The sequence below is a fragment of the Shinella sp. JR1-6 genome, assembly GCF_004284735.1.
Taxonomy (GTDB): Bacteria; Pseudomonadota; Alphaproteobacteria; order Rhizobiales; family Rhizobiaceae; genus Shinella.
On sequence record NZ_SHMI01000023.1, the window covers coordinates 50,774 to 70,702 of the forward strand.

Below are 19,929 nucleotides of genomic sequence, written 5' to 3' on the forward strand. Positions count from 1 at the left end.
AATCACCCCTGCTCTCCCCAACGACGAGCGCTTTTGAGCAGCCCCCTTACTATACTAACTTCACATTGCTTCGCAATCTTGAAATCAATGTCCTTTATTCCCGATGAGGCTTCTTTCAGGACCGTTGCATTCCCGCCAGCCCCATAAATCGTTGATGCACCGTGGCGACCGATCTCAGCAATTAGAATTGGCCCAAACTCCCGCCACGCTTCGCGACGAGCTTGCGCAATATGCATAGTGATATCGCGCTTGCCTCGCTTGGCGTAGCAAACGCCGGTTTCGAATATCTCAGCGACCCCATTTACCGAGACGTTCAACCTCGTCTCAATGATCTCGCAGGTGCGCTTTTCAACGAACATGGCCGTCTCGATATCGACCTTACGAAACTCGACCTCATCGCCTTCAGCTCCATCAGAAACCAGTGCGATCCGCCACTCCTTTGAGCCAAAATCTACAACGGCAAAACGTCCCTTTTCCTCTTTGCCCCCACGAGGTGAAATCCCTGCAAATTGATCCAGCGAGAAATCAGCCAACACCGCTTCAGCCGAACCCATTACACCCAACTTTGAGACCAACAACGCGCTACCATTCGACAAGCGGCAGTTCGAAAGAGAAGAACGTAGATATGCCGCTTCATCGCTAGATGGGGCAACACCTGACCCGACCATTAGGACTGATGAGCCAGCTATCCCCAAGCGGTCATAAGCTGCGGCGATCATTACCGCCGATGAGTGAGTATCCGAGAGGGCCTTCGGCAACTCAGATTCAACGAAGCCTGTCCGATCTGAACGGTCCCCTACCCTGACAACCGCATCACCGTAAGTGACAACTTGGGGAGGCTTATCGCGAGGACCCGAGACGCGAGTCCCCAATCCTAGACGTGTTGGAAACTGAACCAGACGTGTCCCACCGGGAACCGTCGCCATAGCCTTGACCCAAACCGAACCAATATCGACGGCGCAATTTCGAGCGGTTACTGCCATGCTAATATTTATGAATTTGGAGCAGCCGCTGTGTTTACGTCAGCAGAGGCCGAGACCCGTGGAGCCATGGTGGTAGCGTTGTTCTCCAGCGTCCGCTTTACATAGGCGTCAGTTGGCTCATTTGATGTTGTCTGGCAACCGGCGAGAGTGGCGGCGACAACAATCACAGCAATTGACTTTCCAAGCATGTTCACAACCTTCTACAAATCAAATTCAATGTCCTTTTATGCCAGCTAGAGGATGAAATGAAAAGCACCAATTCGCTTGATGCCGAGGCCATCGGGAAGCCATCACCTGATAGCACGTGATATCACTTGATGGCAGGGATATGCTGCAATACATCTGATGATATCAGTGGTCCGTAAACGTAGGGGATGTTGTTTTGCCATCATTGAGAACGGAGAAGGCATATCGAAGGGCTGCGACCCGTTGGAATGCAGAACTGGCTCGTTGTGGTTTGGAGCCGACCCCCGAGAATTATGTGGTGGTCGCCACGGCAGATGATCCTTATCTAACTGATGCGAGTTGGCGCTTCATCAGAGCGGCGATAAAGTGGTGGATTACAAGCGAGATTGGTCATGAGGAAGCTGAGCGATTTACGCGCCTTTTTCGTGAGAAAAAGCCAGCCGTAAAGCCGAAGCTAAAGCTGCCAAAAGGCGTTGGGCCACAGTTAGAACAGGATTTGATCCATGTCCTTCGAAATGGAAATCGTGGACGCTTCCAGCTTCTTGCCGCAGATATGATTGAAGCCGGTATCGCAACAGGCTTGAGACCGGTTGAATGGAAGGATGCAAGCCTTGTTGATGATGTCTTGACAGTTCCGAACGCAAAGTATCGGCCGGGCGTTTCCGGTAATGGTGAGAAAAGAGAGCTATTCCTGCTAGATGACGTGATTACGTTCGAGCAGCGTTCGGCCATTGATAGGGTTATTACTGCCTTGAATGGCGTTGAGTGGGATGACATTGGAACGCATGTTCGCCGCGCCCTACGTGGAGCAAAGGCAGAACTAAGAAAGATGAAACTGATCACTCCCAAGGAGATGAAAACGCGAATTTACGACGCCAGACACCAGTTTGCAGCTAACGCGAAAAATACATTGGATTATCAAGGTGGTGAGGTTGCGGCAGCTATGGGACACCGTAGCGCAGTAACTGCACACACATCCTACGGAAACCGTAGGAAAGGGCGTGTTGGTCTCCCGGTTAAACCGTCCGCTGTAAGCGTTGAGAATGTCGATAAAAGGTCTCTTGCTAAGTTGGCCGGTTCAATTGCTAAAGCCGTTAATCAGTCCGTGAATATTGCTCAACCGAAAGCTTCTGATAATGGCGCTTCCAACCAGACTACGAATAATGAAATGAGCACGGCGAAAGTTCGCGCAACACCCTCACAGACATCGGGGTTCAAACCATAAATCAAGCCGTCTCGTATTGCATTATTTGCTGTCTTTGATAACTTCTAGGCTCTATTTTTGTGAGGCTTAGATGACGACAAAACGCGTTAGGTCGGAACGGGATGATAATCTCAGCTACGACGCGAAGAAGGCAAAAGAGATTTTTGCACGCAAGCTTGCTGACGATGCAGGTGGAAGGCGCAGCAATTCACAGATGAAGCGCGATGCTGATTTGATATTGACCCTCCTTCGTGATGGAGAGGTCAAAGGGGCCAGAATGTCTGTTTTCACAGCTACGTTCCAAGACCTCTTCAGCATCTCTCGTGAAAGTGCGGGTGCTCGATGCCGGGCTGCGATCAAATTTTTGAAGGATGAAGGCCGGGTTCATCCCAATGAAGACAAACATCCGGTATATTCTCTCAGCGAGTAGAATGAGGTGTGATGTGCGCGACCTGGCTGAAGTTTCGATGATTGATCATTTTCCGCGTGGCGGCATGGATCGCCGGGGCGCAGCCAACGCCAACGATGGCGCTGTTCATCGTGCGCCTAAGCGCGCCAGCTTCCCTGCCGACCGCCTTACGGTGCCCGCTAAGGGGGTTTTGATCCGTATTCCAGTTTCAATCGATATGTTCGATGACTGTGCTATTCGTGACAAGCATCTACCACAACCGGACCTTGAAGTTTCTATTGCTGTTGACGAGCAGGGCGCGTTCCTTACGGCGCGTCTGAATGGGGCGTCTTTCAGGCGAACAATGAGGCGTGTTCGCGATGATCAACGTGATCATAAGCCGCTTGGTAGACTGTTTATTGTCGGGAGAATTGTCACGCCGGGTGTCATCACCGATCCCGGTTTGCAATACGAGTACATTTGATCTGGTAAGGCTGTGATCCGATTTGGATCGCTCCCGTCACCTACGGCGCAATTTGGGAGCGCGGTTCCCGCTCGCGATCTGCTTCATGAGCGGTTCGGTAAGGTGATTATTTCTCAATTAGCGTCAAGGTTTCATAATCGATGAGCAGCCGAGTGTTTCCATCGGCGGCAATCTTGGCGTTGTCCATCATGAAGATCAGCATTTCGCCGACAGACAAGCGGTGATTTTTCTTGAAGTTTTTCATGCGGTCAGACTGGTCGCGTGGCAGACGCATGGAGGAATTATCTATCGTCGGCCTCACGTCATCGTCTGAATCGAAACGGGCGTAGTCAACGAGGACCCTGTTTGATCCATCTTCGTTGATGCCGGTGATGTTCATCAGGAACACGTAAAGGTCGCCTGTTGGAAGCCGGTGGAGTTTTTTAAAAGTCTCAACTCGTGCCGCCTCTTCTCGGGGAAGGCGCAACGTATGCATGTCAATGATGGGGCGTTCGGCTATCGCCTCGCCCGATCCAGCTTTCGATGCTCTTCGCGGAGCCATTATCTCCCCTTCCCCAACCTATGTCGCCGCATCTGGAGCGGACGCTTAATGTTACAATCAATACCGTGCAATGGAAAGTGATATCCTGCGAATGATTAAGATATGGGATGTCGAAATCTACGACGCATTTCATTAAATCAGATCATTGCGCGCTGTGCATCTATATAATGCTACCAACCGTTAGCACGCGCATGATAGCGATGTAAGGCGATATGAGGTGATAGCACGTGATATCATGCGGTGTACGCCGTGGTAATATGGCGGTCTTGATATCAGTTCACGATTCGATTACTCTGTCCTTGAGCGATAATAGGGAGCGTACACCCATGCCTGACGTTTCAGAAATGGCTTATAAGCCAACGAGCCTGCCCGTCGCTGCATGGGAAGCCTTGCCCTTCGCATTTTCAATGGATGTCGCAGAATCGCTGGCTCACCCTGCAATAAAAAGCCTCTTTAGGCTATGGGGTTCTTCAGACGGTGAAGTCGCTCGGGGCGGCTATACATTCACAGTAGATTCGGGTGATCTTTCTGTATCAACGGAATTCCTTAACGGAGACGGCGATTGGTGCTCTCTTTCCTTGTCCGGTGATGGTCTTGTGCTTGTAATTGGTAACAACGGCGAGCGGTTGAGGCTTACTGTCCCGGCAGATCAGTTGGATCGGGTCGAGTTATTCGAGGAATGGTTCCCGCACATCCAGCTTCAGTGAACCACAACAAGTAGCGAGCTGGTCTAACAATGAAAATCTTCCGACGCCGCAAGGTGGCTCAGACTACCGATGCTGATGATACGCCCCCGGTTGCAGATAAGAGGGGCTTTTTGCGTTGGCCCGGCAGGGTGATCCCCCGCCCTATTAAAGATTCTCACCGCAACGCGTTGAAGATGACGGTCTCGGCCTTCAGCGCTGATCGACCTGATTGTCCTGACTGCAAGCGTGAAGGCCGTAGCGGCGTTCTTGTGCCGATTTCGGGACGGCCCAACGCTAGACGATGCTCCGATCCAGATTGCGGACTGGAGATTACATTACGTGAGCTTGCGGACATCAATGGGCCTGTCGTCCATTATGCTCCCGAGGCTCGTAGAGCCTATTTTATTAGATCGGCGACCATTCTGTTTGTGATTGCTTGCGCGGTTTTGTCAGCCGCAGTGCTTTATAGCGGCTGGGTCGGATCGGGCCTAATGATGTTTGCGGCCTTTCTGCTTTCGATGCCGCTTTTCATGGGCTGCTTCGCTATGCGCTACCGCGCTTGGCAGGTCGCTGAGAACCGATTTTATGAGGAAAAAGCTCCACTTGGGGAGTTCATACAAGCAGAATTAGCAAATATATTTAAAAAACAATCCTAAATGGAACAATAATAAGGTGGGGGTAGAGAAATAATAAAATGCGAAAGGATAACGCTGTACACGAGGGCACCAGCCATTTTATTTAATTGTGACAATCTGACAAATCACTAAGCTTTGATTGTCACGGCATACCTACAGGAGTCTATCCCGACAATGAGAAATGAAGTTCTGCCGCGTGGGGAGGTGTACCAATGACGCGGAAGACGCAGAAGCGCGGTAGCCATCGTCCCACTGAGAGGCGATTGCGAACGCGTTTACGAGCAGTCATCGAGAAGCAGCGTGAGTACATCGGTGAGTTGTCGGAGCTTATGCGTCAGGAGCAGTCATTGATTGCCGAGCTGGACCATACCCCGCCTCGTGCAGATGAACTCCAAAATTTCGATACCGCCGCCCGGCGCAAAGCGCACGACACGCTCACTCAGTACATCGTCAAGCTCACTCAGCTCCGAGATTACACCAAAGATTTTCTCACCGTGATCGATGAACTGGATGACCTCGACAGCCGCCCTCGCCTTCTGCCCGTGAGAGATGTCGATACCGCGACTACCAGCGATCACATCACCAGCTTGCTTGATGGCTCCCAGTTTCAGATCCTGACGCGCAGTCTCGTCGGCTATGAGATTACGGCCGACGATTATCGCAGGCTGTTTGGCCTGCCAGATGAATATTTGCTTTGGACCAAGAAGGTCCAAGACACGCGGCGTGGCGTCGTCCTGAAACATCGGGTGTGGGATAAGAGGCGCGTTAGCAAAGGCCACGACGATGATGAAGGCTGAAAACGGCCACAGAGCTTCGTAGGGAGGCGTTTCGCCCCTCTGACGTTAGTTTCCCCATTGAACCTCGCATTTCGCTCTGTACGGGCAAATGCGGGGTTTGTTTTTTCCTGGCTGTTGGTAGTTTCGCAGCCTTGATAGATCGCTCCCGTCACCTACGGCGCAATGTGGGAGCGCGGTTCCCGCTCGCGATCAGGCTGCGTGCATTAGAACGCAAGTAAACGCAAATGCGTTCATGCACGTGCAAGCAAAAGAACGCGCAAGAACGCAACAGCAAGCGAAAGAACGAGACCGCACGCGAACGCTTGCAAAAGCTGTTTACAGAACGTTAAAGATTGATAATGTATATGAAAGATACCGAACGCATTTGAATGAGTTTGCGTGCGTGCTCACGCTACAATCCAAAAGGAGCGCTTATATGCCCGTTATTGCAGCATTTAATTCGAAAGGTGGATCAACCAAAAGCACGGCCCTGCTCGTGCTGGCGGATTCGTTGGCACGACAGAATGCCTCAGTGACGGTTATCGATACTGACCCTCAGCGATCGATCGCTAACTGGCGTGAGCAGGCGACGACATCGACCATTGAAGTCATTGAGCAGACATCGAGCACCGGCATTCACAAAGCTATCAAAGATGCCTCAGCCAAGAGCGCGTTTGTGTTCGTTGATATGGCGGGTTTCACGTCCGATATGAGAACCCCTGTCGTGAGCAGGGCCGATCTCATGATTATCCCGATGCAGCCTAGTCCAGAAGACGCACGAAAAGCCGCAGACTCCTTCGCATTGATTACGAGCGACGAAGAGACGCTAGGTCGGACGGTCGATAAGCGAATTCTCTGGTCGAGGACCGTACCGAATATGATTTCGCGCGTGGAGCGCAAAATCATGGCTGAAATTCAAGGGAACGATGTGCCTTCCTTCACAACCCACCTCCACGAGCGGTCTGCTTACAAGGCCATGATGCTGGAAGGCGTTCCACTCGCAGAGCTAAATCGCGACGAGTACAACGGTGTCGATAAGGCGATAACAAATGCCGACCTTCTCGCGGCCGAGCTGGTCGAATACATCATCAACAAGCAGGAGAAAGCCGCATGAGCAGCAAACCTCTCGGATTTGGGAACCGTCATATCGATCCAAACCCGGCCGATGTGAGAAACAAGCTTAGCCTTGCTGCCAGCATGAAGCCGACCCCTGTAAGCGACGATCTGCCGACCGCCAAGGAAGTCGAGCGAATTGTAGAAACGCAGGAAGGTACGATCCGACAGCAGCCGCTCAAGATCGCCAGCAAGCGCAAAAGCAAAGGGATCGTTCAGCCTCTGAACATGCGGGTGCGTCTGGCAACCCACAACCGGTTCGTGGAGCTTTCCAAGACATTGCGCATGCCCTACGACGAGACGCTTGAATGGGTTCTGGAAAGGGCAGGGGTGGATGAAGATGGGAATCCGCCAGCTCTCTAGTGGCGGATCGACGCGAGGACCGCAGCCTTGCTTGCGGTCCTCGCAACAGACGATTAAGCCCCGGCCATACCGAAAGCCTTGCACATGTTGTCGAGTCCGACTTCAAGGCCGATAGTGTTCGCGATCATTGCAGTGATGCCGTTGACGAAATAGCACATAATTCCCCCGATCAGATAGTAGACCGGTGTGCTCCATGGCACCATCTCGCCATTGGATTTGCGATATGCCGAACGGGCGGCGTTGAAAAGCGCCACCGTGCCGATGATCATCCAGATCAGAGTTACGGAGTATTGGAACTGCTGGCAGTACGTGCCCGTGATCGAGCCAGATTGCGCATAATCGAGAACATTGCTCGTGGTCGCATCTTCGGCGAGTGAAAAGGTGCCAGCCAAGCGGTAGAAAATAACTGCGCCCATCGCCGCTGCGCTGCCGAGGGCTAGCTTCATGATCGCGCCGGTAAACGTCGCCTGACGCGTCGAGAAACGGCTATTGCCGCTGGTGTACTGGTAGCCTTCTAAAAGTCCCATGCCGCCCACGATGACCCCAAAGATCGTGATCGACAGGATCATAATGGAGAGAAGGATTGAGTTGGCTTTGAAGAGATTGATTATGATTTCGGTGAGATCGGTCATCTTTTAATCCGCTTTCCCCAATTCCTTCAGAAGTGTTTCGTTGTACGCTTTTAGCTTCCGGTTCTCCGCCCGAACCTCCATCAATGCGTTCTCCAGCTCGCGGACCTGATCGCGAAGAATATCGACCTCGTTGCCGAACAGATCGGTGTCAGCTCCCGCAGGCGGTGCTTTGTATTGAAGCGTCGGCTGGTCTTCTGGCGCAAATTCATAGCGAGACACGTTGCCTTCGCCGCCCGGCCTAGTAATCACAGGGTCTGGTGCGCGCGCGTCCTGAGCTGCGGCCATCTGCGGTAGCGCTCCGCACAGGATCGGTAGCGTTATCGTGAAGAGAATTCGTGAAAACATACCTTGTCCGTGACCTGTTTCGAGTTTCATTCGACAATGTATCTCGATACGGAAACATTGTCATGTCGCCTTTCTTCTGGCAAAACAGTTTCCAGTCAAGGGCGCTGGAATCTTCGTCTGCGCCTTGTGCGAGTAGGAGTAGCACTCGCGCGCTTGAGCAAGGAGAGGAAAACTCATGCAGTTGAAGCGAACGGCCATAATTACTGCTGTTTCGGTCGCCACGGCGCTCTCGTCTACCGCCACCATGGCGGCACCGTTGACGTTCACAGAGCTTTTTAACCCGGCCGAGATCAACGATCCGAAGAATGTCGTTGCTTCGATTATGAACCGCTTGTGGAAGAACGATATCCAAGAGGTTATGGGCGCGAATTACGAGTTCATGTATGCCTCTTTTGAGGCGAAGGGTAACACTTACCTTGTCTCGATGATGGGATCGCCTCTGTGCGGCGCCAATTCTTGCTCATGGTACGTCCAGCGTGTTTCGCCTGACTTCAAGGTGCTGGCGACAAGTGAGCGCATCAACGCTTGCCAAGACCGGAATACGGTCGATGTGACTGACGACAAGCTTTCGATTTGCGGCAAACAGGTGGAGCTTCCATGATCAGATCCTCGCGCATCCTGTTCACGGCCGCGACGATCTTTCTCGCGGGCACCATGTTTGCCCATGCGGCCAGAAACCCGCAGCCCACCGCAACAAATTGCGGCTCGATGCTCAACAACATACGGCAGAGCGAGGGCAGCGGGAACTATAGCACCAACACCGGGAACGGTTACTATGGTGCTTATCAGATGGGCCGATCCGCTTTGATCGATGTCGGGTATATGCGCGGCGACGGCACTTGGACCGGTAAGAATGGCATCAACTCGCTAGAGGACTATCTGAATACGCCGTCGGCGCAGGACGCCGCATTTCTGGAATACGGAAACCGGAACCTCACCTATCTCGGGAATTACCAGCAGTACATTGGTCAGACGATAAACGGGGTCACTGTCACCCGTGGCGGCTTGATCGCCGGCAGTCACCTTGTCGGAGCGGGGGGCCTCAAAGATTGGCTCACAAGCGGCGGTTCCTGCACTGGCAGAGCAGTGGACGGCAATGGAACGTGCGCGGGCACCTATGTTGCTGAAAATCAGGTCAATGAGACGTGCAGCGGGGATGAGGTCGCGGCAGGTGGGGGCGGCTCCTGCTTGTCAGCCCATCCCGTTCAGAGTCCTGTTGTCTTCAGTGAGTACGGTGCCTGGAATCGCCCCGGCGCGGGTTCTGGTAACGGCTGGCATCGCGGATCGGACATCTATCCGCAGGGAGCGCAGGGCCAAGCTTCCACTAATCAGCCTCTATTTGCTGCCCATGACGGCAAACTGAGCGTCGGTTCGATGGGCGTCAAAGTGACAGGCAGTCAGTTCCGAACGCTCTATCTGCACTCATATTCGCGGCCTGACCCGAAAGACGTGAGCGCCGGGGAAGAAATCGCCAAGATCGGCGACAATCAGTCGGCAGGAAAACCGCACCTCCATTTCGAGGTGCAAGTTCCAGCAAGTGCCGTCAAAGCGAGCAAATGCGTGCCGGGATCGAGCACTGACGATTGCGTGTTTCCCGTAGGCGGCGGCAAACGCGATCCGAACGGCTATGCCACCTCGGATGCATTGTCGTCGGCATCCCCGAATACGTGGTATTATGTGAATCCAGAGCGCTACTTGAAAGAGCGCGTGCCTGTCGTCGGCATGGCTGCTGTTCGCGCCGGTCGCAGCCAGTCGCTCCCCAATACCTGCACGCCGGGCCAAGATGTTGCCGAGACACCGACCAGTTCTGGCGACAGCGACAATTCTGCCGCGATGGCAGGAGGCGAGGGGACTTACATGACCAGCGGAGGCAGCGCGGCGGCAAACGCCGACAAGGATTTGCGCTCGCTGGCGATAAATATGACCCGGCAGAATGCCCTTGAGCTTCGCGCAGCAGCTTCGCTGGCGCAGAACCTTGAAGGTCGAACCGATAGTGCTCTCGCACATATGCTCCTGTTGATGTCGCGAACAGAGATCGGGCAGCAGTGATGATCCGCGGTTTCGTGATCGCGTTAGTTTTCTCGGGGGGCGCGTTGGTCGCGTCTCCCGAAATTGCTTTTGCGGATGGATACGTTGGGCACTGGCTGCGGGTGATAACCGCCGAGGGGGAAGAGCCTGATCCAAAGAACAATGAAGGCTGTGAGGCTTTCTTGCGGTCAGACGAGTACGATCCCGACGAGAGTGCAGCGGCAAATCTGACCATCACGCCCCATCGCATGGAGACAGATGAAGAAGGCTCAGATGTTACCGGGGTCGTTGAATTCGGCCGGACTGAGGGAGGGCGCACGCCTTTTTCGATCAAGGCAGAACACGAGTACAGCGTGGTTGGCCGTAAAGGTTTCATCGAGCAGCACGACAGCAACTACATCTCGATCACCATCCATGATGTCCAGCTTGACGAGCAGGGCAGCGTCGGTGATGTGGTAATGCGTTATTGCCGCCAGCGCTGACGCCCGGCGCTAACGCCGCTCATAGATCGGTCGCAGCATCAGATAGACGGGATGAGCGACAATCGCGATCCTTCCCACCAGCTCATAATCTGAGGTCGAATCCGCAAGCCTCTCCATCTGCGCTGCCGTACCGAAGAGGCCAGCGAGAGCGAGCATGATTCCACCTAGCAGGAAAGTGGAGAGTAGCAGGGTGATTTGCCACGGAAGCACGAGAGATTCCGTGTAGTGCGCGACAAGGAACACGCTCGCGCCGCCACCCAATAGACCGCCGAGTGTTACGAGGTAGCTACGGCAATATGTGCCCCATGAGGCTTGTGATTTATCCGATCTCGTCATCGTAATCCCTACCGATCCGGCACCAGCTCTGGCACTTGTGCGTTGTCGTCGTTCCACATTTCGGACGACTTGATAATCATCTCATCGACCGTGTTGGTCTGGTTTCGTACCTTCGCTACCAGCTCATCAAAATCGCGCATTGTAAGCGCGTCAGGCGACTGTTTTCTGGCTTCTTGGACGATGGCCGTTATCGTGCTTTCCGCAATCTCAGGCCGTGTGCGGCCGGTCTTCAGAACAAGCTCTGTCTGCCAGTGATCGTACATTCCAGCCGCTTCCGGGCAGGGGGTTTGCATGCCGACATAGTTTAGAAAACGCCACATGCTTCTGTCGGCAAACCGCAGCCAGAGGAACGTGTTTGGTGCCATGACCCCGGCAGATCGAGCGGCTTTAAGTGTACCATCCTTGCCGTCAGTAAGCGACGATGCCAAGACGCCAAATACGTATCCGTGCCGCTGCACGATCCTGTCTATCACATCGACCGGGCGCTTCGGATCGATCCCGGTGGCGGGCTTCACGATGATCTTTGCCAGCTCTTCTTTCGCCCGCTTCGTTGTTTTGAAATTGGGGCCGACCTTTGCCAGATGTTCCGACAGGATTATCATGTTGGATGGCTGCTCGATGCCGGTGCCGATATCAGCACCCTTTGCTTTCTTTTTCTTAGGCTTCCCGGCCTTTTTATCGGGATCAGGGTAGTCGTATGGCCCGATCACAAGACTGTCGCCAAGCTTGGTCTTTTCACGGTTGATGTCGCGCCAGACATCTCGAAGGAACTCTTCGCTCGCATCCAAGACACTTGAGAGCTTGATGTCGCTGTCGTGAAGCGCATTCACGCGCACAAGGGCCGAGTACAGGATCACGGTCGCGTACCATGGCAATTCATCTATCGCAGCCCTTACAGCGGCGTCATTACGAAGGTTCACATTTAGAAACGGGTTGTGCGGCCCAAAGGGCTTCTCTAGGGCCTTTCGCAGAGCGCTGCGATTGATTGCCCGTTCACCTGCCTTTCGGTCCTCGTCGGCTTCTTCCGGCTTGGGGGAGGTCTGTTCTTCGTCGTTCTCAGGAACCTTGAATTTATCAGCGACGATAGCGCCGCTGTCGATCAGCAGCTCAAGTGCTGACATCGGCTGAGACGCAGGGCCGGAGCTGGCCGAATATCTGTGCATGGGGAATTTCAGGAAGAACTCGCAATGAGGATAGAACGGCGCGAAGCGCTGCATCAGCTCCTTGTGGCTCATTGCATACTCTGCATCCTTCTTCGGCCGCAGATAGGTAATGATGTGCTTGCTCTCGACCTTCGCTCTCATAAAGAGGCCGACCAGAACTATGATCCCGGCGCACACCACGCCGAAGGGAAGGGACGACAGAAAGATCGACTGGATACTCAGGTCCTTGCCCGGCGTGTAGGCGAAATAGTCGCCCCACGCGGTCAGTTTCCAAAGCGTGCCGGTTTCAGCAGTGCGAGCCGCGCGATAGAGCATTCCTACTGGCGCGCGGAAAATCACCCATACTACAGTTAGGATCGCCAGACAGAAAAACAGCGCCGTGCCGATTTCCAGCCATCCGACGCTCTTCTGATCCCTTGGTGCCATTTTCCCTTTTCCCACTCGATCATTGACAATGATTTCATTAGCGGAAACGTTATCAAATGTTTCAGCGATTTGCTATCAGGAGGGTGCAGTGAAACTCATGATTGTCGAAAGCCCTACCAAGGCTAAGAAAATTGGATCGCTGCTTGGTTCCGATTGGCGAGTAGAGGCCAGCATGGGCCATATTGTAGATCTTCCAACGGACCAGATGGCCGTTGAACCGCAAACATACCAGCTCACCTATGTAGCATCCGAGCGCGGCCGATCTGTCATCAGCCGGTTGAAGCCATTGGTCGCCGAGGCCGATGCCATTTATCTTGCAACGGACCCGGATCGTGAGGGGGAGGCGATTTCCGAGCATCTGAAGCGTTACTTGCGCATCGAGCGGTATCAGCGGGTCACATTCAACGAGATAACCGAGACCGGTATAAAGGCGGCACTCGCCGCGCCTCGCCCGATTGATCGGCGGCTTGTCGCGGCACAGGAGGCACGCAGAGCAGCGGATCGGTTGATCGGCTACCGAGTGTCCTTTCCGATATCGACGGCAGCGGGGCAGTCCCTGACAGCCGGTCGTTGCCAGTCGCCCGCAGTCCGCCTCGTTGTCGAACGGCAGAATGAGATAGACCGCTTCAAGGTGACAGACCATTTTTCGGCGTTAGCGGAGTTTGAGAACGGCTCGTGGACCGCCGAGTGGCAGACCAAATCCTTTCTGCAGGGCGATGACGAATACATCCTCGATCAGAGTTTGGCCGAGCGAGCTGCGGCTTGCCGCCGCTTCACGGTGACGGCAGCGGCCGAGAAGCCCGTTGCCAAGGGACCACCCGCACCGTTTACGACCTCCGCGCTCTTGCAGGCGGCGGGAGCCACCCTTGGATACCCTCCAGCCCTGACACAGAAGCTTGCACAGAGCCTTTTCGAAGCCGGTTTGATTACCTACCACCGGACAGACAATCCGAACCTCTCAGATGACGGGATTGCGGCTATCGGTGCCTATGCTGAGGGGCAGGGATGGCAGCTTTCGGAAAAAAAACGACGCTGGCCGCTGCCTGAAGGAGCACAGGAGGCTCATGAGGCTATTCGACCAACTCATGTTGAGGATCGTGAGGCGGGGGAGGATGACAAGCAAAAAGCGCTATACAAGCTGATTTGGCAGCGCGCCGTTGCCTCGCAGCTCGCAGATGCCGTCTACAAAACAGTGACGCTCGATCTCACGGCCGATGCCGGTGGCGAGCGCTTCCATTTCCGTGCTCGCAGCGCCGAGCTGGTTAAGCAAGGGTGGAGGATCGTTGCTGCGGATGAAAAGAGCGATGACGAAGATGAGGACGAGTCGACCAACGGGCGCGTCCCGATGCTACAGCCAGGTACTTCCGTGACAGCGACGGGAGGCAAGATTTTGCGCAAGGCGACAAAGCCGCCCCGGCGCTACACCGAAACCAGCTTGATCCGCAAACTTGAGCAGATGGGCATCGGTAGGCCATCGACCTTTGCGGCTATCGTATCGAATATCTGCAACAAGAAATATGTTGTGGTGGAAAAACGGTATCTCGTCCCGACACAGAGCGGCCGGGCCATCGTCGGAAACCTCGTCGGCCGTTTTGACTTCGCCGAATACGACTTCACCAAAGACCTCGAAAAACGCCTCGATCTCATAGCGGAAGGCAGAGAACGCTATGTCGATGTGATCGCTGATCTTGATCAGCGCCTCGATGTTGAGCTTGGGAAGCTCGCGAGCGTGAAGCCTGCCCACCCATGTCCTAAGTGCGGCAAGGCGCTGCGACTTGTGACGGGTAAGTCGCGGAGCTTTTTCGGTTGTTCGGGCTATCGCGATGGATGCCCTGTCATTTGTGAAAACGACAACGGCAAGCCGGGAGCAGTCATCGAGCGGTCGGATACGCCTTCTGAGAAGCAGGCAGCGTTTGCAAAGCGGATCGCGGAAGAGAATGGCTTATCTCTGCCGGAAGAGGTTATGGCGTCTGCAAAAGCTCTCTCGGTGTGGATTGATGAGGCCCTTGCCGCCGCGCCGCCTCGACTTGCCAGCGACAAGCAGCGTGAGTTCATCGCGACCTTGATCGAGCAAAATGGGCTACAGCCCCCTGCCGGATGGCCGGATAATGTCACAAGCGATGTGGCGAGCGCCTTCATTTCCAAGAACGGGAAGGCTAAGGGAAAATCGAAGCCCGCGCGCAGGCGTAAAGCTTCATGACATCAGCAGGGGAAACAGATGGGCGTTCATCCTAAACAGCCGAACCAGATTGACATCGATGTGGGCAATAAAATCCGGCTGCGCAGGCGACTTACTGGCATGAGCCAGACGGCTCTAGGAACAGCGCTTGGGATCACATTTCAACAGGTCCAGAAGTACGAGAAGGGCACAAACCGGGTCGGCGCAAGCCGACTGTCGGATATGGCCCGCATTCTAGGGGTGCCGGTTTCGTATTTCTTTGAAGATGGGCAAAGCCATGATGTGGCTGAAAGCTCCGGGGAGTCTGAACTTCTTACTCAGTTCGTTGGCACTTCCGAAGGTCTAGCCTTGAATCGTGCGTTCGCGCAAATACCCGATGGGGGTATCAGACGAAAGGTTCTCTCACTGGTGAAGGCTCTAGCCGACGAAGAGCAATGACCGGATGGCCGTCCTATTCGGCGTTGTTCTTGAGTGCCATAATCGTTCGTGATGCCTGCGGCGCTCCGCTGATCAGGTCAGCTACGATCTGATCGTCCCCTCGCGTACTGATCGATATCGAGCCGAAGCCGAGTATCCGGCCGAGAACGGATTGCGTAAGCTGAACGCCTATGATCTCTCGAACAGAGGTCGTGAACATATCTCGGCTGATGAAACCGGTTCGCCAGAGCACGCGGTTACTGAAAACTCTAAGCTCTGTTGTCATGTACCTGATGAGGCACACGAGCACTTGTGTTGCAAAGCCCATGGCAATGATGGCGGTCGCAATTCGGCAGACAAGGAAGATCGTGGGGTAAAAGCTCTCGTAAAGAGATAACCCGAGCACCATCGGGCCAAGATTGTGCATAAGGTAGAGGTCAGAGGTCCAGACGTACCAGAGAGCCGCTGTTCCGAGGCCAGCAATCAGCACCGGCCCGACGAATATGATTTTCGAGAGACGGTAGATCGTCAGTGGTTCTTGTTCGCCGTCTTCCATCCATCACTTCCGTTGTTTGTTTCACAACGAAGTCATATCATTTTTTGTTGTCGAAGGAAAAGCGGGAAAGGGGCGCATGAGCGCCCCTTCTGGTTTCAAGGTAGCCAGCGTTCGCGCGAGCACCAGTCGTCCAGCCAGTCGGCGGCAACCTTGTAAACGATCCACATGACGAATGCACCGCCGAGACCGATTGATGGAAATCCGGCCATAAAAGCGACAGTGAGGACGATAAGGGCGTGAAAGCTTGCTTCGATAGATGTGCTCATTTTGTATCTCCAAGGTTTGAGCCGCAGGGAGATAACCCCTGCACCTTGATTCTCTCCCGCTTCCTTGCAAGGCACAAAAAGGCCCTCGAATCCGCCGATAGCCGATCAGACAGGGTTGGGTCGGAACCGCTCAGGTTTCCTTGTTTCGGGTTTTGACGAGCCGATACTCCTTGGAGACGACGCCGCTCTCACTGGCTGCACCAACCATGGCAGCTCTTACCCACACGGTCTTTTCAGGTAGACGACGAAGGTGGCCCCGGCGAAGATGAAGACGGGGGCTGGCGTGTGTTCCACTTGCGCTGCCGGTATTACCGGGGGACGGACGATCAGCGGCCAGCGCCAGAACCTTATAAGAAAAGAAAGGCTGCTTCCCCTTGGCAATCCGCGCCTTGTTCAGTTTGGCAGGGGCTTCAATATCCGCCGTCGCTACGTTTTCGCAGTTGAGGACTGCACACGCTTGAACCACGGCCATACCTTCATCCCTCGTGTCGTTCATTATGTTCGCGAATCCGGTTTCACGGTCGCTTCTCGCAATGACCGCTTCGAAATGCTCCGGCTGAAGAATGAACGGCTCTGCTGCAAACTGCTGCGGCTTTTTGGGCAGCAAACCGGCGCTGTTAAGGGCTTCCATCGCGCGGGCGCTCAAAGGGCTGACTTGAGCCTGATCGACTGCTGCCAAGCTGTTCTCGTAGGGAACGAAAGCCCCGCCGATACCTACATTCCACGTCTCGATGACATCCAGCCATGAAATAGGAAGGATAAAGACGCCTCCCTGCGGAAAGCGATCTAGGATGACGTTGAGATGCGCCAGTTGCGGCGGCGTTGCACCTGGCTCCCAACAAAGGGCAATGCGACGGGTTGACTTGTAGTGATCGAGATAACCCGCGTCCTTTGCATCGGTTTTCTGCCAAGGAGCTTCGAAAGCAACGAGCGGGAAGGGGAGCTTCAGGAGGTCTATGTGCGCTTGCGATACGTGCAGCGGATCAAGCAGCTCTGCGCAGTTGGGCAGGATAAATTTCACTGATCTGCGAAGCATATCGCTGACGATGCGGATCGCGTTGATGGACTGAACAAAATGCGGGGGGAGACGCTGTACGACCTCTTTCATGCTCTCAATCGCATGGGCGCTATAGTTCAGCGCCGTAAAGTTCTCGCCTGTCTCCATTTCTAGTCTCCTTGCCCGTAGATCACTTCCAGAAGACCACGGGCATCCGCGTCTTCAATTGCTTTCAAAGCCGCCGCATGTCCGGCGACATTTTCACGTTCTCGTGCGAAGCGCGCTTCAACATCGCGCTTGAGAGTTTGGATCAGCTCGTGCTTCTCGGCGGTAGGAAAGACGGCATAGTGCTCAGCGGCCGCGAAGGCGACGTGCGGGATCGTAAACTCGTCAAGCGTCGGTTCATCTACATGATCCGAAGGCATGGGATCAGACCTTCACAACATATTCGGGCTTGATGGGAATGCCTGTTTCCATATTGACGCAGCAAGGCGGGATGGGGATCATGCGGCCATCAGCCAGATGGCGAATATGACCTCTTCGCCAGTGTGGTTTGACGGTCCAGCCGCCCTCTCCCTTCCGGTTTTGTGATGCCTGTTGGCTGGCGCGAACATCGATCACGATCATTGGGCCAATAGGCGGCTTTTTCTTCTGCAAGCGCTGCTTGTTCAAGCGCGCCGGGGCAGGCTCTTCCCGGCGGATGGCTTGCGGAGTGGCAAGGGCGCCGATCAGCGCCGCTGACACACCAAAGCCCGTGTCCACGAGCAGTTGCGTCGAATCGTTGTCGGCGTGGCTGACAAGGACGTGCTTGTGATCGCCGCAAACTCTCTGTCCGACTTGATTCAGGAAGACCAAGCCATTGCGGCGATGATTTTCGAACATGACGCGCACGGAAAGCGAGACGAGCTTTCCATCGATAGGGCTCATATTTTTCTCACAGAGAGCCGCCATATGGACGTGCTCATCGAGCACCTTCTGCACCCACGAGACCCAAAAAACATCGTGAGGGATAGGAGCAACTTCCGCGTCCCATAGCTCGTTGGCAAAGTCTATGAATGTTTGGAGGGTATCGTCTTTGGGGTCTGCATCGAGAAAGCTGAAGGTAAATTCGGCGGCGCTGGCGGCGCACGCCTCAACATGCCGGGCCATCTCATCGATCTCATTGGCCTTCCATGGCTCCATTGAGCGGTAGTGGCCGGATTTCAGGTGTTCGAGGGCTGTGTGCAATCGCATTGATGGATCTCCGGTTTACGACTGACACCATTGGTTTCGATCACGGTATCCTCCGCGATAGGCATGGCCGAGGCCGAGCTTGATCATCTGGTCTGCAATGTCTCCATGCTGCGTCATCACCTGCGTCAACACGCGGCCATAGCGATCTTCGCCTTGATCTCGGTATTGGATGCCGGGCGTGCTCATGAGACGCTGAAGCTGTTGGGTAGCGCGATCCGCAAGCGCTCGCTCCTGACCGCAACGAGCGCCTTCGCCAGCTTCTGGTGCGTCATAACCGACGATCCGGTACTTAATGCCGTCCCGCCAGAACGTGTCTCCATCGACGATGCAGGTTATCCGCTTGCCCGTAGTGCAGATCGGCCATTGATCCTGTGCTGTTGCGGGTAATGAGGTGGTGAGTGCTGCGAGAGCAGCGATTCCAGCTCTGATATGCAATTCTTGCTCCCTTCAATTGTCCTCAGCTTCGCGCTCTTCGGCTGCTGCCTCGATCTTTTTCGCCAACTGTTTTTTTACCCGGCGTGTCGCGCCGGCATCTTTTTGATCGGGGAGGTAGTATTTCATGTAGGAAGAGGCCGTTTCGATATCCTTCTCAGTGTGGCCGAGCGCTTCTGCGAAGAATGCGGCTTTCGTCTTCGACTTAGGCCGGAAAAACTGGTCCGCGATTTCCGCGTACAGTGCGCGAACGTTATGCGCCTTGATTTTCTTGGCTTCGATCACGTTCGGCGTGTCTTCGAGCGAGACTTTTGGCCAGAGTTTTTCGAGGATTTCGTCACGGACGGCGGGAAGGATGCACTTGGGGTTCGGAGCGCGCAGCAAGTCTGCTTTGAATTCGTCGCTCGTCATCTCGCGCCATATCTGGCCACTTTCACTGTAGCGGAGCACCATCCAAGCAAAAATGACATCTCGCGCTTTTGTCAGCACGGGGATCGGAAACGACTGGTCGAATTGCGTCCCCTCGTTTCCACGAGTCTTTGCCTGTCCGGAGAATAGGACGCGCCACGTCTCGTAGCCACGGCCACGGGTATGTTCTGTGTTCGTGGTCGGGTCTGCCATAATCGGCAGGGGCGAGAAGACGCCTTGGCAGAAGATTTCGAAAGGGCGACGGCCGGTCAGGATACCGAGAGCCACGCCGATCTCGACGGCGCGTGTTCTCGATATATCAGAGGCCGTTTCACGAGCTGCTTGTTCCAAGGCGCTCCAAGAGGCGTCTGTGGCCGGAATAAGCTCCTTTGCGCGATCTAGGATATCCTGCCAGTGTGGCATAGGCACCAAGTCGCGGTGTTGCTCAACAATTGCATCTCGATATTGGATGGATCGGGCCTTTTGGGCATCTTCGGGTGGTCTGACGATGGAAAGCGTTAGTTCATCATCCAGTCCGCGTCTGCGAAGCTCGTTGCGATAGGCGGCGGTTGTCGTCAGAACGGTGTTGCTCTTGAGGGTTTGCAGCATTTCGTCCAGCTCCGACTTCCAGAGCTTCCCGAGGCCGCGCTTATAGACGGCGCTGGCCTGC

26 protein-coding genes are annotated in these 19,929 nt (G+C 54.6%); 13 read left to right on the plus strand and 13 right to left on the minus strand.

All coding sequences use genetic code 11. From position 1 onward, the window contains the following. Positions 1-2 precede the first annotated feature (2 nt). A complete protein-coding gene (locus EXZ48_RS27125) occupies positions 3-554 on the minus strand; it encodes a hypothetical protein (RefSeq protein WP_130519774.1) in 552 nt (183 codons plus the stop codon). Between the two features lie 910 nt (positions 555-1,464). On the opposite strand from EXZ48_RS27125, the gene EXZ48_RS27130 reads away from it, so the two are divergent. The 3 genes from EXZ48_RS27130 to EXZ48_RS27140 all read left to right on the plus strand — a co-directional run bounded on the left by EXZ48_RS27130 (position 1,465) and on the right by EXZ48_RS27140 (position 3,245). Further along, positions 1,465-2,394 (plus strand): hypothetical protein, encoded by a 930-nt coding sequence (locus EXZ48_RS27130; RefSeq protein WP_130519776.1) that lies wholly within the window; start codon positions 1,465-1,467, stop codon positions 2,392-2,394. A gap of 70 nt (positions 2,395-2,464) precedes the next feature. Beyond that, positions 2,465-2,803, plus strand: coding sequence for a hypothetical protein (locus EXZ48_RS27135; RefSeq protein WP_130519778.1), 339 nt, complete (start codon positions 2,465-2,467; stop codon positions 2,801-2,803). A gap of 13 nt (positions 2,804-2,816) precedes the next feature. Beyond that, a complete protein-coding gene (locus tag EXZ48_RS27140; protein ID WP_130519780.1) occupies positions 2,817-3,245 on the plus strand; it encodes a hypothetical protein in 429 nt (142 codons plus the stop codon). A 106-nt stretch (positions 3,246-3,351) separates the two neighbouring features. Here the strand turns inward: EXZ48_RS27140 and EXZ48_RS27145 are convergent, their stop codons facing one another. Further along, positions 3,352-3,786: a hypothetical protein gene (locus EXZ48_RS27145; protein WP_130519783.1), complete on the minus strand. Its 435-nt coding sequence runs from the start codon at positions 3,784-3,786 to the stop codon at positions 3,352-3,354. Between the two features lie 326 nt (positions 3,787-4,112). Here EXZ48_RS27145 and EXZ48_RS27150 point away from each other — a divergent pair, with 326 nt between their 5' ends. From EXZ48_RS27150 to EXZ48_RS27170, 5 genes are all read left to right on the plus strand, one after another. After that, complete coding sequence (locus EXZ48_RS27150; protein WP_130519785.1) at positions 4,113-4,493, plus strand: hypothetical protein; 381 nt, start codon at positions 4,113-4,115, stop codon at positions 4,491-4,493. A 29-nt stretch (positions 4,494-4,522) separates the two neighbouring features. Beyond that, the gene (locus EXZ48_RS27155) at positions 4,523-5,128 is read left to right on the plus strand and encodes a hypothetical protein (RefSeq protein ID WP_130519787.1); all 606 of its coding nucleotides are present in this window, start codon (positions 4,523-4,525) and stop codon (positions 5,126-5,128) included. A 191-nt stretch (positions 5,129-5,319) separates the two neighbouring features. Next, entirely contained in the window at positions 5,320-5,904 is a 585-nt protein-coding gene (locus tag EXZ48_RS27160; protein WP_130519790.1) for a MucR family transcriptional regulator, read from the plus strand. A 415-nt stretch (positions 5,905-6,319) separates the two neighbouring features. Continuing rightward, positions 6,320-6,997 carry an AAA family ATPase gene (locus tag EXZ48_RS27165; RefSeq protein WP_164056987.1) on the plus strand — a complete coding sequence of 226 codons (678 nt, stop codon included), beginning with the start codon at positions 6,320-6,322 and terminating at the stop codon, positions 6,995-6,997. Next, the gene (locus tag EXZ48_RS27170) at positions 6,994-7,359 is read left to right on the plus strand and encodes a hypothetical protein (protein WP_130519794.1); all 366 of its coding nucleotides are present in this window, start codon (positions 6,994-6,996) and stop codon (positions 7,357-7,359) included. Before EXZ48_RS27165 ends, EXZ48_RS27170 begins: the two co-directional genes overlap by 4 nt. Before the next feature lie 53 nt (positions 7,360-7,412). On the opposite strand, the gene EXZ48_RS27175 is transcribed toward EXZ48_RS27170, so the two are convergent. Beyond that, the gene (locus EXZ48_RS27175) at positions 7,413-7,991 is read right to left on the minus strand and encodes a hypothetical protein (protein ID WP_130519796.1); all 579 of its coding nucleotides are present in this window, start codon (positions 7,989-7,991) and stop codon (positions 7,413-7,415) included. A gap of 3 nt (positions 7,992-7,994) precedes the next feature. Then, complete coding sequence (locus tag EXZ48_RS27180) at positions 7,995-8,366, minus strand: hypothetical protein (protein WP_130519798.1); 372 nt, start codon at positions 8,364-8,366, stop codon at positions 7,995-7,997. 145 nt (positions 8,367-8,511) lie between these two features. Here EXZ48_RS27180 and EXZ48_RS27185 point away from each other — a divergent pair, with 145 nt between their 5' ends. The 3 genes from EXZ48_RS27185 to EXZ48_RS27195 are packed head-to-tail and all read left to right on the plus strand — an operon-like array spanning position 8,512 to position 10,846. Beyond that, positions 8,512-8,937, plus strand: coding sequence for a hypothetical protein (locus EXZ48_RS27185; protein ID WP_130519800.1), 426 nt, complete (start codon positions 8,512-8,514; stop codon positions 8,935-8,937). Then, the gene (locus EXZ48_RS27190; RefSeq protein ID WP_130519802.1) at positions 8,934-10,385 is read left to right on the plus strand and encodes a M23 family metallopeptidase; all 1,452 of its coding nucleotides are present in this window, start codon (positions 8,934-8,936) and stop codon (positions 10,383-10,385) included. Before EXZ48_RS27185 ends, EXZ48_RS27190 begins: the two co-directional genes overlap by 4 nt. After that, positions 10,385-10,846: a hypothetical protein gene (locus tag EXZ48_RS27195; RefSeq protein WP_130519805.1), complete on the plus strand. Its 462-nt coding sequence runs from the start codon at positions 10,385-10,387 to the stop codon at positions 10,844-10,846. The genes EXZ48_RS27190 and EXZ48_RS27195 overlap by 1 nt, the downstream gene beginning before the upstream one ends. Before the next feature lie 9 nt (positions 10,847-10,855). On the opposite strand, the gene EXZ48_RS35035 is transcribed toward EXZ48_RS27195, so the two are convergent. Together EXZ48_RS35035 and EXZ48_RS27200 are read right to left on the minus strand one after the other, a co-directional pair. Then, entirely contained in the window at positions 10,856-11,002 is a 147-nt protein-coding gene (locus EXZ48_RS35035; protein WP_164056985.1) for a hypothetical protein, read from the minus strand. Between the two features lie 188 nt (positions 11,003-11,190). Next, complete coding sequence (locus EXZ48_RS27200; protein ID WP_130519806.1) at positions 11,191-12,771, minus strand: hypothetical protein; 1,581 nt, start codon at positions 12,769-12,771, stop codon at positions 11,191-11,193. 97 nt (positions 12,772-12,868) lie between these two features. Here EXZ48_RS27200 and topA point away from each other — a divergent pair, with 97 nt between their 5' ends. Together topA and EXZ48_RS27210 are read left to right on the plus strand one after the other, a co-directional pair. Continuing rightward, positions 12,869-14,971 (plus strand): type I DNA topoisomerase, encoded by a 2,103-nt coding sequence (topA, locus tag EXZ48_RS27205; RefSeq protein ID WP_245462372.1) that lies wholly within the window; start codon positions 12,869-12,871, stop codon positions 14,969-14,971. A gap of 18 nt (positions 14,972-14,989) precedes the next feature. Beyond that, entirely contained in the window at positions 14,990-15,388 is a 399-nt protein-coding gene (locus EXZ48_RS27210) for a helix-turn-helix domain-containing protein (protein WP_130519809.1), read from the plus strand. Between the two features lie 13 nt (positions 15,389-15,401). On the opposite strand, the gene EXZ48_RS27215 is transcribed toward EXZ48_RS27210, so the two are convergent. From EXZ48_RS27215 to EXZ48_RS27240, 7 genes are all read right to left on the minus strand, one after another. Beyond that, positions 15,402-15,923, minus strand: coding sequence for a PH domain-containing protein (locus EXZ48_RS27215; RefSeq protein ID WP_130519811.1), 522 nt, complete (start codon positions 15,921-15,923; stop codon positions 15,402-15,404). 95 nt (positions 15,924-16,018) lie between these two features. Further along, complete coding sequence (locus EXZ48_RS35040) at positions 16,019-16,189, minus strand: hypothetical protein (protein ID WP_164056983.1); 171 nt, start codon at positions 16,187-16,189, stop codon at positions 16,019-16,021. Between the two features lie 130 nt (positions 16,190-16,319). Continuing rightward, on the minus strand, positions 16,320-17,354 hold the full coding sequence (locus tag EXZ48_RS27220) for a hypothetical protein (protein WP_130519813.1): 1,035 nt from the start codon (positions 17,352-17,354) through the stop codon (positions 16,320-16,322). A 2-nt stretch (positions 17,355-17,356) separates the two neighbouring features. Then, positions 17,357-17,611, minus strand: coding sequence for a hypothetical protein (locus EXZ48_RS27225; RefSeq protein WP_130519815.1), 255 nt, complete (start codon positions 17,609-17,611; stop codon positions 17,357-17,359). A gap of 4 nt (positions 17,612-17,615) precedes the next feature. Next, the gene (locus EXZ48_RS27230; RefSeq protein ID WP_130519817.1) at positions 17,616-18,419 is read right to left on the minus strand and encodes a hypothetical protein; all 804 of its coding nucleotides are present in this window, start codon (positions 18,417-18,419) and stop codon (positions 17,616-17,618) included. Between the two features lie 15 nt (positions 18,420-18,434). Beyond that, on the minus strand, positions 18,435-18,854 hold the full coding sequence (locus EXZ48_RS35975; protein ID WP_130519819.1) for a thermonuclease family protein: 420 nt from the start codon (positions 18,852-18,854) through the stop codon (positions 18,435-18,437). 12 nt (positions 18,855-18,866) lie between these two features. Further along, the coding region (locus EXZ48_RS27240; protein ID WP_245462371.1) for a protelomerase family protein at positions 18,867-19,929 on the minus strand (1,063 nt) is incomplete at its 5' end.

What these genes read in the sequence shown, in the direction of transcription:
- EXZ48_RS27210 (WP_130519809.1), top strand. Translation starts at nt 14,990, where the DNA reads ATGGGCGTTCATCCTAAACAGCCGAACCAGATTGACATCGATGTGGGC.
- EXZ48_RS27155 (WP_130519787.1), top strand. Translation starts at nt 4,523, where the DNA reads ATGAAAATCTTCCGACGCCGCAAGGTGGCTCAGACTACCGATGCTGAT.
- EXZ48_RS27185 (WP_130519800.1), top strand. Translation starts at nt 8,512, where the DNA reads ATGCAGTTGAAGCGAACGGCCATAATTACTGCTGTTTCGGTCGCCACG.
- EXZ48_RS27220 (WP_130519813.1), bottom strand. Translation starts at nt 17,354, where the DNA reads ATGGAGACAGGCGAGAACTTTACGGCGCTGAACTATAGCGCCCATGCG.
- EXZ48_RS27160 (WP_130519790.1), top strand. Translation starts at nt 5,320, where the DNA reads ATGACGCGGAAGACGCAGAAGCGCGGTAGCCATCGTCCCACTGAGAGG.
- EXZ48_RS35040 (WP_164056983.1), bottom strand. Translation starts at nt 16,189, where the DNA reads ATGAGCACATCTATCGAAGCAAGCTTTCACGCCCTTATCGTCCTCACT.
- EXZ48_RS27190 (WP_130519802.1), top strand. Translation starts at nt 8,934, where the DNA reads ATGATCAGATCCTCGCGCATCCTGTTCACGGCCGCGACGATCTTTCTC.
- topA (WP_245462372.1), top strand. Translation starts at nt 12,869, where the DNA reads ATGATTGTCGAAAGCCCTACCAAGGCTAAGAAAATTGGATCGCTGCTT.
- EXZ48_RS27180 (WP_130519798.1), bottom strand. Translation starts at nt 8,366, where the DNA reads ATGAAACTCGAAACAGGTCACGGACAAGGTATGTTTTCACGAATTCTC.
- EXZ48_RS27200 (WP_130519806.1), bottom strand. Translation starts at nt 12,771, where the DNA reads ATGGCACCAAGGGATCAGAAGAGCGTCGGATGGCTGGAAATCGGCACG.
- EXZ48_RS27230 (WP_130519817.1), bottom strand. Translation starts at nt 18,419, where the DNA reads ATGCGATTGCACACAGCCCTCGAACACCTGAAATCCGGCCACTACCGC.
- EXZ48_RS27150 (WP_130519785.1), top strand. Translation starts at nt 4,113, where the DNA reads ATGCCTGACGTTTCAGAAATGGCTTATAAGCCAACGAGCCTGCCCGTC.
- EXZ48_RS35035 (WP_164056985.1), bottom strand. Translation starts at nt 11,002, where the DNA reads ATGCTCGCTCTCGCTGGCCTCTTCGGTACGGCAGCGCAGATGGAGAGG.
- EXZ48_RS27135 (WP_130519778.1), top strand. Translation starts at nt 2,465, where the DNA reads ATGACGACAAAACGCGTTAGGTCGGAACGGGATGATAATCTCAGCTAC.
- EXZ48_RS27145 (WP_130519783.1), bottom strand. Translation starts at nt 3,786, where the DNA reads ATGGCTCCGCGAAGAGCATCGAAAGCTGGATCGGGCGAGGCGATAGCC.
- EXZ48_RS27215 (WP_130519811.1), bottom strand. Translation starts at nt 15,923, where the DNA reads ATGGAAGACGGCGAACAAGAACCACTGACGATCTACCGTCTCTCGAAA.
- EXZ48_RS27175 (WP_130519796.1), bottom strand. Translation starts at nt 7,991, where the DNA reads ATGACCGATCTCACCGAAATCATAATCAATCTCTTCAAAGCCAACTCA.
- EXZ48_RS27170 (WP_130519794.1), top strand. Translation starts at nt 6,994, where the DNA reads ATGAGCAGCAAACCTCTCGGATTTGGGAACCGTCATATCGATCCAAAC.
- EXZ48_RS27195 (WP_130519805.1), top strand. Translation starts at nt 10,385, where the DNA reads ATGATCCGCGGTTTCGTGATCGCGTTAGTTTTCTCGGGGGGCGCGTTG.
- EXZ48_RS27225 (WP_130519815.1), bottom strand. Translation starts at nt 17,611, where the DNA reads ATGCCTTCGGATCATGTAGATGAACCGACGCTTGACGAGTTTACGATC.
- EXZ48_RS27125 (WP_130519774.1), bottom strand. Translation starts at nt 554, where the DNA reads ATGGGTTCGGCTGAAGCGGTGTTGGCTGATTTCTCGCTGGATCAATTT.
- EXZ48_RS27165 (WP_164056987.1), top strand. Translation starts at nt 6,320, where the DNA reads ATGCCCGTTATTGCAGCATTTAATTCGAAAGGTGGATCAACCAAAAGC.